The following is a 14,845-nucleotide window of genomic DNA, read 5'->3' as shown; positions in this document are numbered from 1 at the left end:
CGAGTTGTATTGATAAAAAATGATGACAACGATTGCTACCAGTAAAGTTACCGTGATTGTGGGGTTGGGTATAACCGGCCTATCCGTCGCGCGTTTCCTTGCCAAGCAAAATTGTCCATTTTTGTTGATGGACACTCGGGAAAACCCTCCATTAAAAGAGGAGTATATTGCCGAGTTCCCTTTGAATATGCCTATTTGTGGGGAGCTTGATCAAGCGGCATTAAATACAGCTGATCAAATCATTTTAAGCCCAGGCATTGGTTTATCTCATTCAGCATTGAGTGAGGCGAGCAAGCATGGTGTTGAAATTATTGGTGATATTGAATTATTTGCTCGCCATGCAAACGCACCCATCATCGCTATTACTGGTTCTAACGGAAAGAGCACAGTAACAACTTTGGTTGGTGAAATGGCGACAGCAGCAGGTTTGACTGTTGAAGTTGGTGGCAACATTGGAATTGCTGCCCTGGAATTACTTTCAAAGCCAAAACCTGATTTTTATGTATTGGAGTTATCCAGTTTTCAGTTAGAAACCACGCAAAAACTGAATGCATTTGCGGCGACCATTTTAAATGTCAGTCGTGATCACATGGATCGATATGACAGCTACGTGGCTTATCACAGTGCAAAAACTCGAATTTACTTTGGGGCAAAAAATCGCATTGTTAATCGCGAAGATCCTTTGACATTTGGGCCTTTGGCGCAAGGTGTTAGTGAGATTAATTTTGGTGTCAATGCTCCTGATTTAAAACAGTTTGGAATCATTCAACGAGGTGATAAGAAGTATTTAGCTCAAGGAGCTAAACCTCTGATCAGTGTCGACGAGCTTAAAATGGTAGGAACTCACAACCTATCTAACGCGTTAGCGGCAATGGCATTGTTGAGTGTTATGGGCGGTCTTAATGAACATTCATTAGAGGCCCTAAAGCAATTTAAAGGTTTGGATCATCGCTGCCAGTGGATTGCTGAGAAAAACGGAATCACTTTTATCAATGATTCTAAAGCGACGAATATTGGCGCATGTTCAGCAGCAATCACTGGGTTACTGCCAACATTAAAAGCAGACGAAAAATTATTGCTCATAATGGGCGGTCAATCTAAGGGTGCTGATTTCTCTGAGATCGAAAAAATAATTGATGATCGCATTCGTGCCGTTTTATTAATGGGAGAAGACGCCGAACTTATTAAACAAGCAGTTCCAAGTTCAATCGACACTCATTTAACTCAATCAATGGCGTCAGCTGTTGAGAAAGCGTATCAGTTAGCTCTGCCTGGCGATCGTGTGCTGTTGTCACCGGCCTGTGCAAGTTTCGATATGTTTGAAGGTTTTGAAGATCGTGGCCATCAATTCGCTGTAGCGGTAGGTGGTTTATGATCAGTTTGAGTTACGGCCTTCCGCAAAGCTTTAGAATGCCGCAGGTAACTGGTGGTTTTTTTGCGGATAAGTCACTGCTGGCGTTGGTGTTGGTTTTGTTGAGTTTTGGAATTGTCATGGTGTCGTCGGCATCCATCAGTTTTGCTGATCAGCATTACAACGATCCGTGGTTTTTTGCTCGTCGCCATTTGGTGTTTGCAGTGATGGGGATTTTCGCCGCGTTAATCGTCGCTATGGTGCCATTATCGTTGTGGAAAAATTACGGATGGGTAGTACTTATTATCAGTATTGCTTTGCTTGTTTTGGTTTTATTGATCGGGACAGAGGTCAATAGTGGTCGTCGCTGGATACGTATCGGGTCGATAAATATCCAGGCATCTGAATTGGCAAAATTTTGTAGTTTGGTTTTTTTCGCCAGCTACTTTGCCAAGTGGCAAAGTAAGATTAAAGAAAAGAGTTCGGCAGTTTTAAAGCCAATGGGTGTGTTAACAGTTATTGCTGCATTGATCCTAATGGAACCCGATTTGGGCAGTACGGTGGTTTTGGTAACAGCAGTACTGGCAATGATGTTTATTGCTGGTATTCGCCTATGGCAGTGCTTGGTTGTAGCAATTGCAGCGGGCGGTATCTTTTCGTACTTAGTTTTTGCAACCCCTTGGCGCTTAACTCGGTTTAAGACTTTTTTGGACCCTTGGGCTGATCAGTATTCAAACGGTTATCAATTATCCCAATCTTTGATTGGCTTCGGCCGAGGTGAATGGTTTGGATTGGGATTGGGTAATAGCATTCAAAAATTATTTTTTCTGCCAGAAGCTCATACGGATTTTATTTTTTCGATTGTTGCTGAGGAATTTGGCTTTATCGGAGCGCTGATTGTTGTGGCGTTGTTTGTTGCTCTTATTTTCAAAGCCTTTGCTTTGGCCAAAAAAGCAATCAACCAAGATTCAGCTTTTGCTTGTTATATTGCTTTTGGTGTTGGCGTGATGTTGGCGTGCCAAGCATTCATCAATATTGGTGTAGCTTCTGGTTTCTTACCAACAAAAGGTTTGACGCTGCCATTTATCAGCTACGGCGGCAGTAGCTTGATCGTCACAATGATGTTTATGGGTTTACTGATTAGAGTACAAAAAGAACTGAGTCCAAATCCACAGTCAACAGTGGAGGCCAGAAACTAATGCCTCTACATGCAGTGATTATGGCAGGCGGAACGGGCGGGCATATATATCCTGCTTTAGCTGTTGCTCGAGAATTAATTGACCTTGGGTTTAGTGTAAGTTGGCTCGGAACGAGAAGAGGTTTGGAGTCAAAGTTAATTCCTGATGCTGGGTTGGATATTGACTATATTGATATAGAAGGTGTTCGTGGTAAGAGTGCGAAAACTCTGATTAAAGCACCGTTTTTGATTCTTAAAGCAATACGGCAAGCATCTTCGTTAATCAAACAAAGACAGGCAAATGTTGTTTTAGGTTTCGGAGGTTTTGTTGCAGGCCCCGGTGGTTTTGCCGCAAAAATGTTGGGTATCCCACTGATTATCCACGAGCAAAATGCTGTTGCCGGTACTACCAATAAAATTCTTGCGAAAATTGCGACTCAAGTTTACACCGCGTTTCCGAATGTTTTTAAGCAGGCAACTGTTGTTGGAAACCCAGTGAGAAAAGAAATTAGCAGTATTTGTTCTCCAAAAGATCGTTGGCCTGACACTAACTTAAGCAGTGATAGCCCGTTTCATTTATTAGTGTTGGGTGGCAGTTTAGGTGCGGCGGCGTTGAATGAGAGTGTGCCGAAAGCAGTAGAGAAAATTATTTCCGGCACCAGTGCAGAAATTCATGTGCGGCATCAATGCGGTGGAAAAAATTTGGATTCAACCATTGCATCTTATGAAGCCTGTGGACTCGATCTCAATAACGATCAGTTTAATGTGATGCCATTTGTGGAAGACATGGCCGAAGCATACAGTTGGGCGCATTTTGTTATATGCAGAGCAGGGGCGCTTACCGTTGCTGAGATAGCAGCTGCTGGATGTGCGTCATTAATGATTCCATTTCCGCATGCTATTGATGACCACCAAACTCAAAACGCTCTGTGGTTGGTATCCAGCGGTGCTGGAAAAATTTGCCAACAAAAAGAATTAACGCTGGACCGGTTAATTGATGAAATTCAATCGGCGATGCGAGATCGACCTAACTTATTAACGATTGCTGAAAAAGCGCGGTCGTTGGCTGTTAAAGATACAGCGGAAATTATGGCTAAAGCCAGTTTAGAGGTAATTCGTTGATGGCTTCACAATCGACAAATGGACTGATTAATCAAGTACCGGAAATGCGTCGAATAAAACGCATTCATTTTATCGGTATTGGCGGTGCTGGGATGTCTGGCATTGCGGAAGTACTATTAAATCAAGGGTATCAGATTACCGGTTCTGACTTAAAAGAATCGGACGTTACGAGACGTTTATCCGATTTAGGCGCAAAAGTTTTTATTGGTCACCACGGTTCCAATGTTGTTGGCGCTGACGTGGTTGTTAACTCAACAGCAATTGATTTGACAAATCCAGAGTTAGTCAGTGCTCGAGAGTATCGTATCCCTGTTGTTCGAAGAGCGGAAATGCTCGGAGAGTTAATGCGTTACCGTCACGGAATTGCTGTGGCGGGAACGCACGGAAAAACGACAACCACCAGTTTTCTGGCATCTGTTTTTGCCGCAGCAGAGCGTGATCCAACGTTTGTTATTGGTGGTTTGCTGACGAGTGCGGGTACCAATGCTCAGTTGGGACAAAGTCGCTATTTAATTGCAGAAGCTGACGAAAGTGACGCATCTTTTTTACATTTGCAGCCGATGGTTGCCATTGTTACCAATATTGATGCCGATCACATGGATACATACGAAGGTGATTTTTCTCGATTAAAGAAAACCTTTATTGAGTTTCTCCACAACTTGCCATTTTATGGATTGGCGGTGGTTTGCGGAGATGACCCCATTGTTCGCGAAATCATACCGGACATATCCAGACCTGTGCTTACCTATGGCATCAGTGAACATTGTGATTTTCGTGCAATCGACGTTCGTCAAGAAGGTCTTAACAGTCGCTTTAAAGTAGTTGGCCCAGATTGGGATGAACCGTTAGAAATATTTTTAAACATGCCGGGTATGCACAACGTTCTTAATGCCTTAGCTGCAATTGCGGTTGCTGTCGATGAAGGCATTAGTACAGATGCAATACAAAATGGTTTATCTGGATTCTTAGGCGTTGGCCGACGCTTCCAAGTTTATGGCGATATCGCTTTAGACAATGGTACGGCAATGCTAGTCGACGATTATGGGCACCACCCAAGTGAAGTCGATGCAACGATAAAAGCGGTGCGAGCAGGATGGCCTGACCGTCGCTTGGTTATGGTTTATCAACCGCACCGTTACACGCGTACTCGCGATTTATTCGAAGATTTTGTCGAAGTTTTATCGAATGTTGATGTGCTGGTTTTGCTGGAAGTTTACAGTGCCGGTGAAGAACCTATTACTGGAGCTGACGGCCGACATTTAAGTCGAAGTATTCGCATACGCGGTCAAGTCGATCCAATTTTTGTTAAAGGTATTGATGGTGTGCCAGAGGTTATTCGAGAAATCGTTCAGCCCGGCGACATTGTTATAACCCAAGGTGCCGGTAATGTTGGCACTCTGGCTAAAGAGCTGGCAAAGAGAAAACTACAGTAATTTTAGATTGATAAGAGTTTTATGAGCGGTCAATTAATTCAACAACTAGGTAGAGTCGCTGTTCTTTATGGCGGCACGTCTGCTGAGCGAGAAATTTCCCTGAAAAGCGGGAAGGCGATTAGTAGAGCGTTGGATGCTGCAGGTGTTGATATTGTTGAAATCGATCTTGGTGCTAAACCAATATCGCAGCTCATCGATCAAAATATTGATCGAGCTTTTATTGCATTGCATGGCCCAGGTGGAGAAGACGGAAAAATTCAAGCTGCTTTGGAATTATTAGGAATTCCCTACACTGGCAGTAATGTCCAAGCTTCCGCCTTAGCTATGGATAAGTTAAAGAGTAAATACCTCTGGTTGGCGCTCGGTTTACCAACTCCAAATTTTGAGGTTTTAACGGCAACTACTGATTGGGATTCGTGTTTGAATAAACTGGGCGGTAAGGCAATGGTCAAGCCTGCTCATGAAGGCTCAAGCATAGGAATGTCGAAGGTTGATTGCGCTGACGATTTGCGAACAGCATATGAAAATGCTTGTCAGTTTGATCCGTCAATTATTGCTGAGGAACTGATTGAAGGCGCCGAATACACCGTTACTGTTTTGGCCAATCGGTGTTTGTCGCCGATTAAAGTAGTAGTAAACAACACTTTTTACGATTACCAAGCCAAGTATTTCTCAGATGAAACCCAATATTTAATTCCGTGTGGGTTGGATGAAGAAAAATTATCTGAATTATGCGAGCTAGCTCTGAAAGCTTTTGAAAGTGTTGGTTGCAGTGGCTGGGGACGTGTTGATTTTATGGCCGACCAACAAGGGAATTTTTATTTATTGGAAGTAAATACGGTTCCCGGTATGACTGATCATAGTCTAGTGCCAATGGCGGCGAATTCGGTGGGGTTAAGTTTTCAGGATTTGTGCGTTGAGATTATTTCTCAGACGCTGGTCAAGGAGACCCAGTGACGGCTGCCTTTTTATTCAGGGCGAATCGTTTAAATGGACAATTAGTTGCAAAATCAACTAAACGCGGAGCAAGTTCTACAAAACGAAAACCTAAAGGAAAGTCCGACAAGACACCAGGTAAGCAAAGGGTTCTATCGTGGATCATTGCATTTAGTGTTTTAAGCATGTTGGCGGTTGGCGCGGTTTTACTTGGAATTCTTGCCAGGCAAAAAACACTGGAAGTTGTCGATCGGTCAGTATCGGCAGTGATTGTTGACGGTGACTTAGAGCAGGTATCGCTGGAGCGATTTGAAAGTTTGGTTGAGCCACTGGTTGATAAAAGTTTTTTAGGACTTGATTTAAATCGTCTGAAACGACAGTTAGAATCCGACCCCTGGATAGCCCAAGCAACACTAAATCGACAGTGGCCTGACAAGTTAAAGGTTACATTAGTAGAAGAAACTGCGATTGCTCGGTGGGGAAATGACAGCTTTTTAAATCAAGCTGGAAAACGAATTGATATCGGCAGGAATAATTTTTTAACGCAATTGCCGGGATTAAATGGCCCTGAGGGCACAGAGATAAAAGTAACTGAACAATTTATGTCGTTTTCAAGTCAATTAAGGCTTCACGGACTTGACCCGGTTTGGCTGACTTTAGGTGATGATTATTCCTGGACGTTGGGGCTGGATAATAAAATATCAGTCATACTTGGAAAAAATAACATAGAAGACAAATTGGAACGTTTCGTTGTCGTTTACGAAAAACACTTAATTGACGAAGCCGATAATATTGAAAGTGTTGATTTACGATACCGAAATGGTGTGGCGGTTAACTGGAAAAATATTTCGGTTAAAAAAGAAAATACACAACCGCTTAATCAGTAACATCTAGTCGGAAGATACAAGGACTAAAAAATGGCAAATGCCCCTGACAACCGCATGATTGTTGGCTTGGATATAGGTACTTCCAAGGTGGTTGCCATCGTGGGTGAAGTATCGCCAGAAGGTGAATTGGAAATTATTGGTATTGGTTCTCATAAATCGACAGGACTTAAAAAAGGTGTTGTCGTTAATATTGAGTCGACCGTGCAATCGATCCAACGCGCTGTTGAAGAAGCTGAGTTAATGGCAGGTTGCCAGATTCACTCGGTGTATGTGGGGATTGCTGGTAGCCACATCAGTAGTCTTAATTCACACGGTATTGTCGCAATTAAAGATCGCGAAGTACTTGAGCAAGATTTAGATCGAGTTATTGATGCGGCGCAGGCAGTTGCGATTCCTGCAGATCAAAAAATACTCCATATCTTGCCGCAAGAATATTTAATTGATGAACAAGAAGGCGTTAAAGAACCACTCGGTATGTCGGGAGTTCGTTTGGAAGCCAAGGTTCATCTGGTTACTTGTGCAGTAAATGCTGCACAAAATATTGAAAAGTGTATTCGTCGTTGTGGTTTGGAAGTCGAAGACATTATTTTGGAACAGCTCGCTTCCAGCTATTCGGTTCTAACCGAAGACGAAAAAGAACTAGGTGTGTGTTTGGTGGATATCGGTGGTGGCACTACCGATATTGCAGTGTTCAGTGAAGGCGCGATTCGTCACACGGGTGTTATCCCAATTGCGGGTGACCAAGTTACCAACGATATTGCAATGGCCCTAAGAACACCTACACCGCACGCCGAAGACATCAAAATTAAGTATGCGTGTGCATTGGCGAAGCTCACCGGTGATGACGAAAGTATAAAAGTACCCAGCGTTGGTGATCGCAAGCCACGTGATTTATCACGACAAGCGCTGGCTGAGGTGGTTGAACCTCGTTACGACGAGTTGTTTACCTTAATCCAAGCAGAGTTGCGTCGCAGCGGATACGAAGACTTAGTTGCAGCAGGCATTGTGTTAACCGGTGGCACGTCAAAAATGGAAGGCGTTGTTGAATTGGCAGAAGAAATTTTTCATATGCCAGTTCGCCTGGGTTCACCGCACAGTATTCGGGGGCTATCAGACATTGTTGATAACCCAATTTATTCAACCGGCGTCGGTTTGTTGTTGTACGGAATGAAAACACACATTGACGGCCGACGCGGACAGGTAGAAAAGCCGTCAGAAAATGTTTGGGGTCGAATCAAAAAGTGGTTCGATTCCAATATGTAAAAGAATTTCGTCAAAGATATCTTTGACCGAGTTTCATCAGGGTAAAGCGTTAATTCGCTAAGTTAATAGAGAAAAAAGAGAGGGGACGTTATGTTCGAGCTGGTAGACAGCATTCCTCAGAATGCAGTAATTAAAGTTGTTGGTGTTGGTGGCGGTGGTGGTAATGCCGTTAAGCACATGATTGAAAGTCACATCGAAGGTGTGGAGTTCATTTGTGCGAATACCGACGCCCAAGCACTTAAAAATGTTGACACACGAACCGTGCTACAACTTGGTCAAGGTATGACCAAAGGTTTGGGTGCCGGCGCTAACCCAGATGTTGGACGCCAGGCAGCAATGGAAGATCGCGATCGTATCGCTGAAGTCTTGTCCGGCGCCGATATGGTGTTCATCACCGCAGGTATGGGTGGTGGTACCGGTACCGGTGGTGCACCAGTAGTTGCCGAAATTGCTCGTGAAATGGGCATTCTAACGGTTGCTGTGGTGACTAAACCATTCCCGTTTGAAGGTAAAAAGCGCATGAAAATCGCTGAGCTTGGTATTACTGAGCTTGAAGAGCGAGTGGATTCATTAATTACGATTCCTAACGAGAAGTTATTGTCGGTACTCGGCAGTGCCACTTCGTTGCTAGATGCGTTCAAAGCAGCTAACGACGTATTGTTGGGCGCCGTTCAAGGTATCGCGGATCTGATTATCCGCCCAGGAATGATCAACGTCGACTTCGCTGACGTTCGCACGGTGATGTCCGAAATGGGCATGGCTATGATGGGTACTGGTCACTCTAAAGGTGAAAACCGAGCTCGAGAAGCTGCAGAAGCTGCGATTCGAAGCCCATTACTTGACGATATCAACCTAGAAGGTGCTCGTGGTATCTTGGTTAATATTACCGCAGGTATGGATTTGTCCTTGGGTGAGTTCTCTGAGGTAGGTGATACCGTTGAGGAGTTTGCTTCTAATGATGCTACCGTGGTTGTCGGTACGGTTATCGATCCTGATATGTCAGGTGAATTGCGTGTAACTGTAGTTGCAACAGGACTTGGCAGTGCCATTGAGTTGCCTGTGACTCCTAAAGAAAAAAATATGAGCAAGGTTATTGATAACTCAGCCGTTCAATCGGGAACGCCTGACTACAATAAGCTTGATCGTCCAACGATTATGCGCAAGCAACAAGCTCGTGAGAATGCCGCCGCTGGAAAATCAGCTCCAGGTTCCGTTGCAAAGAACAAGGCCATTGATGAGCGCGATCTTGAATACTTGGATATCCCGGCATTTTTGAGACGTCAGGCAGATTAATCGATAAGATTACGGTAAATAGTGACAGGTTGTTTAATACTTGATCAGAACTTAACTGAGTTTTGTGAGTCTGTTGGGCTGTCATTCAGTTCAATGGTGTCAGTATTACAACTCTGGTAGTATTGCCGTCAATTTTAGCCCCGCTCCAGAATAATTCTGACTTATTGTTTTGGTGCCACATTGGAGTTTCGTCTTTTCGATGATAAAACAGCGGACATTAAAAAATGCTATTCGCGCCACTGGTGTTGGTTTGCACACTGGTGAAAAAGTGTATCTCACTTTAAAACCCGCACCTGTTGATACTGGTATTATTTTTCGCCGAGCAGATTTGAGTCCGCCGGTGGATATAGTTGCAAAAGCTGAAAATGTAGGTGACACGACCCTCTCCACTACCCTGATGAAAGGCGATGTGCGTGTTTCTACCGTTGAGCATTTGTTGTCAGCAATGGCGGGTCTTGGCATTGATAACGCTATCGTTGAAGTGAGCTCTCCTGAAGTTCCTATTATGGATGGCAGTGCGGGGCCGTTTGTTTTCTTGATTCAATCCGCTGGAATCGAAGAGCAGTCAGCTGCCAAGAAATTTATTCGCATTAAGCGAAAGGTTTCCATTTCGGAAGGTGATAAGGTCGCTGAATTCATCCCGTTTGATGGATTCAAAGTGGCCTTTAGCATTGATTTCGATCACCCAGTTTTCCATGATCGAGTGGCAAGTGCCGAGGTTGATTTTTCCAGTACCTCTTTTGTTAAGGAAGTCAGTAGAGCTAGAACTTTTGGTTTTACACGTGATTTCGAATATTTGCGCTCCAAAGGCTTAGCAAAAGGCGGTAGCGTTGATAACGCAATCGTTGTTGATCAATACCGTATTCTTAACGAAGACGGCTTGCGCTATGAGGATGAGTTTGTAAAACACAAAATCCTAGACGCAATTGGTGATTTGTATCTTCTAGGCAATAGCTTGATTGGTGAGTTTAGAGCCCACAAATCAGGTCATGCCCTGAACAACAAACTTCTGCGAGAGCTTCTGAAACAGAAAAGTGCTTGGGAAGTTGTCACTTTTGAAGAGGCAACATCACCGATTTCTTACATTAAGCCAATGATGGCTGCTTCATAAGATACAGTTTATTTGTCCTGGGCCTTAATGATTCAAATTGAGGCTCACGGATAACTGAAAAAGAAGTTCTAACGCGTATTTTCCATCCAAATCGCTTCCAGCTTATTGTTTTTCCAGCATACTCTGCCTCTCTGGTTTACTTATTTCACTTAGTTCTTGCTCAGACTCTTCAATATTGCCTAACCCCTTATTTTTTGTTTGTTAATTGAACAATTTGGTCTGGTTGACCATAATTTAATGTGGATAACCGCAAAGTATTTTAATTGCAGGATTTACTAACCTTAACGTTTCTCTATAAACTTCATTAATTCCACACATACGTTGTTGTATCCCGAATCTCGATTTGGCATTATCTCTTGTCATATGCGAGGGAATTCGCGACTACTTGAGGGAATAAGGCAAGAACTTAAATGAATTTTTCTGTGTTTGTTTTATCAGTTGGTTAGAGAAGCTAGGTTTTTACGCTTTGTAAGCTATGAAAATTATTGTTGTCGGAAAACAAAACAAAGCCACGAAAACCTACAATATGAGTGGTTGGACGCGAGCTGTTCTCTCACTTTGTATTCTCGGTATGCCTTTGGGTGTGGGCGCTTACTTAGGGTCGATGATCACATCGGGCGATCAGTCTGATATCTTAGATCAAGAGACCGCTCACGCATGGCGCTCTACCTTAGAAGAACAAAAACAAGCAATTTCTGAAAGCAAACGAGAAACTGAAGAAAATCTAGCAGCACTAACCTTAAGAGTCGCTGAACTTCAGGCCCGTTTGGTACGTATGGACGCTCTAGGTGAGCGTTTGACAACATTAGCCAAATTGGATTCTGGAGAATTCGATTTCAGTCAGCGTCCTGCACTGGGCGGCCCCGAAATAACCGAAGAAACTGCCGATTTTGTCCCCCCAAGTTTCGTTGATGTCATCGATGATCTCTCCCGACAAATAGAAGATCGAGAGCAGCAATTAGAGACGCTTGAGGCGCTCATTGCAAACCGTAAGATACAAAACGATGTCTTTATCGCAGGCCGACCCATAGAAAAAGGTTGGATGTCCTCCCGCTTTGGGCGTCGAACGGATCCGTTCAATGGCAAAATTGCTTGGCACAGTGGTGTCGATTTCGCTGGTAAGTTTGATTCAAATATTATTGCTGTGGCATCAGGTGTGGTCACTTGGTCCAGTGATCGCAGCGGATACGGCCAGATGGTTGAAATTAACCACGGCTCTGGATTTTCTACTCGTTACGCTCACAATAACAAGAATCTGGTCAAAGTTGGCGATGTTGTTAAAAAAGGCCAAGTTATTGCTCTTATGGGCAGTAGTGGTCGTTCAACAGGCCCTCATGTCCATTTTGAAGTCTACAAAAATGGCCGTGCTGTAGATCCTTCTTCGTATATTCACCGAACTCACCGACGGTAAAATTCCTCCTATCGCTTGCTTCTGCAAGCACCTTCCTGTTTACTTGGCGCCCATTGGTAGCCAAGCTGCCCCAATGCTTTTTTATGGAAAAAGAAATGTTAGGAAAAGCCTTTAAAGCCGTTTTTGGTACAAAAAATGATCGAGAAGTGAAGCGCATGCGACGTACAGTCGTGAAAATCAATGCGTTAGAAGAAGAATATGTCAAGCTATCCGACGAAGGAATCAAGGAAAAGACAGAAGAGTTCAAGTCTCGTTTCCAAAAAGGTGAAACTCTAGACCAGCTATTACCTGAAGCGTTTGCATTGGTGCGTGAAGCTGGCAAGCGAGCTATGGAAATGCGTCACTTTGACGTCCAAATGATTGGTGGTATTACCTTACATGAGGGTCGCATTGCTGAGATGCGCACGGGTGAAGGTAAAACATTAATGGCAACGCTTCCGGTGTACCTCAACGCGCTCAGTGGCGCTGGTGTGCACGTAGTAACGGTTAACGATTACTTGGCGCGACGCGATGCTCAGTGGATGACACCTTTGTACAACGCGTTGGGTATGGAAGTTGGCAGCATTTATTCCATGCAAGACCCGGATGAGAAAAAAGACGCTTACGCTGCCGATATTACCTACGGAACCAATAATGAATTTGGTTTTGATTATCTGCGCGATAATATGGCGTTGAGTAATGAAGACAAATCTCAGCGACCGCTCAATTTTGCAATTGTCGACGAAGTCGACTCAATCCTGATTGATGAGGCCCGAACGCCGTTAATTATTTCAGGTGCGGCACAAGACAGTTCTGCTCTTTACCGTTCAATAAATCAATTGATTCCTCTTTTAAAGTCACAAGAAGGTGAGATCAAAGAGGATGATCCTGAGAGCCAAAATATCACCCCAGGGCATTATTTGGTCGATGAAAAAAGTCGATCAGTTGATTTAACGGAGCTTGGTCACCAGGAAATTGAGAATCTGTTAGTCAGTAACGGTCTGCTTGAGGAAGGCGATAGCCTGTATTCCCCAGGAAACCTAGGTTTATTGCATCATGTTCACGCAGCGTTGCGTGCCCACACTTTGTTCCATAAAAACGTTCACTACATTGTCGAAAATAACCAGGTTATGCTGATTGATGAGCATACTGGCCGTACAATGCCTGGGCGTCGTTTATCGGAAGGTTTGCATCAAGCCTTGGAAGCCAAAGAGGGCTTGCAGATTCAAAATGAAAGTCAAACATTGGCCTCCACGACATTCCAAAATTACTTCCGTATCTATAAAAAACTCAGTGGTATGACCGGTACTGCAGATACTGAGGCCGTAGAATTTCACCAAATCTATGGATTGGATGTTGTCGTTATACCAACTAACAAACCTATCGCTCGTGAAGACTTAAACGATTTGGTTTTCCTATCGTTAGAAGAAAAGTACGACGCCATTGTTGATGACGTTAAGCACTGTATGGGCAAAGACGTGCCTGTACTTGTGGGAACGGCGTCGATTGAAACGTCAGAGATTATGTCTGCTCGTCTCAACAAAGCGGGTATCAAACACCAAGTTCTTAACGCTAAATTCCACGAGAAAGAAGCTGAAATTATTGCGCAGGCGGGCCGCCCTAGAGCGGTAACTATCGCTACTAATATGGCTGGTCGTGGTACGGATATCGTTTTGGGTGGGAATTGGGAAGCAGAAGTCGCCGAACTGGATAACCCAACAGACGAGCAAATTGAAAAAATAAAGTCTGAATGGAAAGAGCGTCATCAGCAAGTGCTTGATAATGGTGGTTTACACATTATTGGTACTGAACGGCATGAATCTCGCCGAATTGATAATCAGCTCCGTGGTCGTTCTGGTCGCCAAGGTGATCCGGGAATGACTCGCTTCTATCTTTCATTGGAAGATAGTCTGATGCGTATTTTTGCGTCTGATCGCGTTCGCAACATTATGAAAGCGATGGGCATGGAAAAAGGCGAAGCCATTGAAGCAAAAATGGTAAATAACGCTATTGAGAAAGCTCAAAGAAAAGTTGAAGGCAGAAACTTCGACATTCGTAAGCAATTGCTTGAATACGATGATGTTGCTAACGACCAACGCCAAGTTATTTATCAGCAGCGTAATGAACTTCTAGACGCTGATGCTATTTCTGATACCGTTAATGCAATTCGCCAAGATGTGATTCGCGATATCTATCAGAGTTCGGTTCCTGTTCAAAGTGTTGAAGAGCAATGGGATATTCCGGAGCTTGAGCAAAATTTGGAGAACGAATTAGGGCTTAAATTACCTATCCAATCTTGGCTTGAAGAAGATAAGTCGCTTCACGAAGAGTCGTTGTTAGCGAAGATTCAAGAAGCAGCTGATCAGAATTGGAAAGAAAAGTGTGAACGCTTCGGTGAAGTCATCGTTGATGTTGAACGTCGAGTTATGCTTCAGGTGTTGGATCAGTTGTGGAAAGAACATCTGGCCAACATGGATCATTTGCGCCAAGGTATTAACTTGCGTGCTTATGCTCAGAAAAATCCGAAGCAAGAATACAAGCGTGAATCATTTGAGTTGTTCCAGAGTTTGTTGGATAACGTCAAGCTAGAAGTGACCAAAATGCTAGCGCGAGTTGAGCCGATTACACGAGAACAAATCGAGGAAATTGAACGTCGCCAGCGTGAGATGCAAGAAAATATGGCGCTTCAAATGGAGCATGCTCAGGCTAATTCTCTGAATGAACCCGCTCCTGAAAGTGAAGAGCCAGCAGCAGCTGCGCCGTTAAGACGAACTGAGCCTAAGGTTGGCCGCAACGATCCTTGTCCTTGTGGTTCGGGCAAAAAATACAAGCACTGCCACGGACGTTTGTCTTAATAAACTTTTAGCGTGTCTTTAAAAGCC

Annotated in this window: 11 protein-coding genes; all 11 read left to right on the top strand. The window is 43.8% G+C overall.

Features of this window, described 5'->3' with window-relative positions:
• Nucleotides 1-19: 19 nt before the first annotated feature.
• The 11 genes from murD (at nt 20) to secA (ending at nt 14,818) form a co-directional block, all read left to right on the top strand.
• Nucleotides 20-1,375 carry a UDP-N-acetylmuramoyl-L-alanine--D-glutamate ligase gene (murD, locus tag LU361_RS02225; RefSeq protein WP_233086682.1) on the top strand — a complete coding sequence of 452 codons (1,356 nt, stop codon included), beginning with the start codon at nt 20-22 and terminating at the stop codon, nt 1,373-1,375.
• Nucleotides 1,372-2,550, top strand: a complete 1,179-nt coding sequence (ftsW, locus tag LU361_RS02220) for a putative lipid II flippase FtsW (RefSeq protein ID WP_233086681.1) — start codon at nt 1,372-1,374, stop codon at nt 2,548-2,550. Before murD ends, ftsW begins: the two co-directional genes overlap by 4 nt.
• A complete protein-coding gene (murG, locus tag LU361_RS02215) occupies nt 2,550-3,650 on the top strand; it encodes an undecaprenyldiphospho-muramoylpentapeptide beta-N-acetylglucosaminyltransferase (RefSeq protein WP_233086680.1) in 1,101 nt (366 codons plus the stop codon). Before ftsW ends, murG begins: the two co-directional genes overlap by 1 nt.
• The gene (gene murC, locus LU361_RS02210; RefSeq protein ID WP_233086679.1) at nt 3,650-5,083 is read left to right on the top strand and encodes a UDP-N-acetylmuramate--L-alanine ligase; all 1,434 of its coding nucleotides are present in this window, start codon (nt 3,650-3,652) and stop codon (nt 5,081-5,083) included. Before murG ends, murC begins: the two co-directional genes overlap by 1 nt.
• A gap of 21 nt (nt 5,084-5,104) precedes the next feature.
• A complete protein-coding gene (locus tag LU361_RS02205) occupies nt 5,105-6,040 on the top strand; it encodes a D-alanine--D-alanine ligase (RefSeq protein ID WP_233086678.1) in 936 nt (311 codons plus the stop codon).
• Complete coding sequence (locus LU361_RS02200) at nt 6,037-6,906, top strand: cell division protein FtsQ/DivIB (RefSeq protein ID WP_233086677.1); 870 nt, start codon at nt 6,037-6,039, stop codon at nt 6,904-6,906. The genes LU361_RS02205 and LU361_RS02200 overlap by 4 nt, the downstream gene beginning before the upstream one ends.
• Before the next feature lie 30 nt (nt 6,907-6,936).
• The gene (gene ftsA, locus LU361_RS02195) at nt 6,937-8,169 is read left to right on the top strand and encodes a cell division protein FtsA (RefSeq protein WP_233086676.1); all 1,233 of its coding nucleotides are present in this window, start codon (nt 6,937-6,939) and stop codon (nt 8,167-8,169) included.
• Between the two features lie 90 nt (nt 8,170-8,259).
• Entirely contained in the window at nt 8,260-9,462 is a 1,203-nt protein-coding gene (gene ftsZ / locus LU361_RS02190) for a cell division protein FtsZ (RefSeq protein ID WP_233086675.1), read from the top strand.
• 199 nt (nt 9,463-9,661) lie between these two features.
• Nucleotides 9,662-10,573 carry a UDP-3-O-acyl-N-acetylglucosamine deacetylase gene (gene lpxC / locus LU361_RS02185; RefSeq protein ID WP_233086674.1) on the top strand — a complete coding sequence of 304 codons (912 nt, stop codon included), beginning with the start codon at nt 9,662-9,664 and terminating at the stop codon, nt 10,571-10,573.
• Nucleotides 10,574-11,048: 475 nt separating this feature from the next.
• The gene (locus LU361_RS02180; protein WP_233086673.1) at nt 11,049-11,984 is read left to right on the top strand and encodes a M23 family metallopeptidase; all 936 of its coding nucleotides are present in this window, start codon (nt 11,049-11,051) and stop codon (nt 11,982-11,984) included.
• A gap of 95 nt (nt 11,985-12,079) precedes the next feature.
• Nucleotides 12,080-14,818: a preprotein translocase subunit SecA gene (gene secA / locus LU361_RS02175; RefSeq protein ID WP_233086672.1), complete on the top strand. Its 2,739-nt coding sequence runs from the start codon at nt 12,080-12,082 to the stop codon at nt 14,816-14,818.
• Nucleotides 14,819-14,845: the final 27 nt, after the last annotated feature.

The organism is Sessilibacter corallicola (assembly GCF_021290925.1).
Taxonomy (GTDB): Bacteria; Pseudomonadota; Gammaproteobacteria; order Pseudomonadales; family Cellvibrionaceae; genus Sessilibacter; species Sessilibacter corallicola.
This window is presented reverse-complemented; position numbering and strand designations above follow the sequence as displayed.

Excerpts from the sequence above, each read along its gene's own strand:
- murD (WP_233086682.1), top strand. The coding sequence starts at position 20 with ATGATGACAACGATTGCTACCAGTAAAGTTACCGTGATTGTGGGGTTG.
- ftsW (WP_233086681.1), top strand. The coding sequence starts at position 1,372 with ATGATCAGTTTGAGTTACGGCCTTCCGCAAAGCTTTAGAATGCCGCAG.
- murG (WP_233086680.1), top strand. The coding sequence starts at position 2,550 with ATGCCTCTACATGCAGTGATTATGGCAGGCGGAACGGGCGGGCATATA.
- murC (WP_233086679.1), top strand. The coding sequence starts at position 3,650 with ATGGCTTCACAATCGACAAATGGACTGATTAATCAAGTACCGGAAATG.
- LU361_RS02205 (WP_233086678.1), top strand. The coding sequence starts at position 5,105 with ATGAGCGGTCAATTAATTCAACAACTAGGTAGAGTCGCTGTTCTTTAT.
- ftsA (WP_233086676.1), top strand. The coding sequence starts at position 6,937 with ATGGCAAATGCCCCTGACAACCGCATGATTGTTGGCTTGGATATAGGT.
- ftsZ (WP_233086675.1), top strand. The coding sequence starts at position 8,260 with ATGTTCGAGCTGGTAGACAGCATTCCTCAGAATGCAGTAATTAAAGTT.
- lpxC (WP_233086674.1), top strand. The coding sequence starts at position 9,662 with ATGATAAAACAGCGGACATTAAAAAATGCTATTCGCGCCACTGGTGTT.
- LU361_RS02180 (WP_233086673.1), top strand. The coding sequence starts at position 11,049 with ATGAAAATTATTGTTGTCGGAAAACAAAACAAAGCCACGAAAACCTAC.
- secA (WP_233086672.1), top strand. The coding sequence starts at position 12,080 with ATGTTAGGAAAAGCCTTTAAAGCCGTTTTTGGTACAAAAAATGATCGA.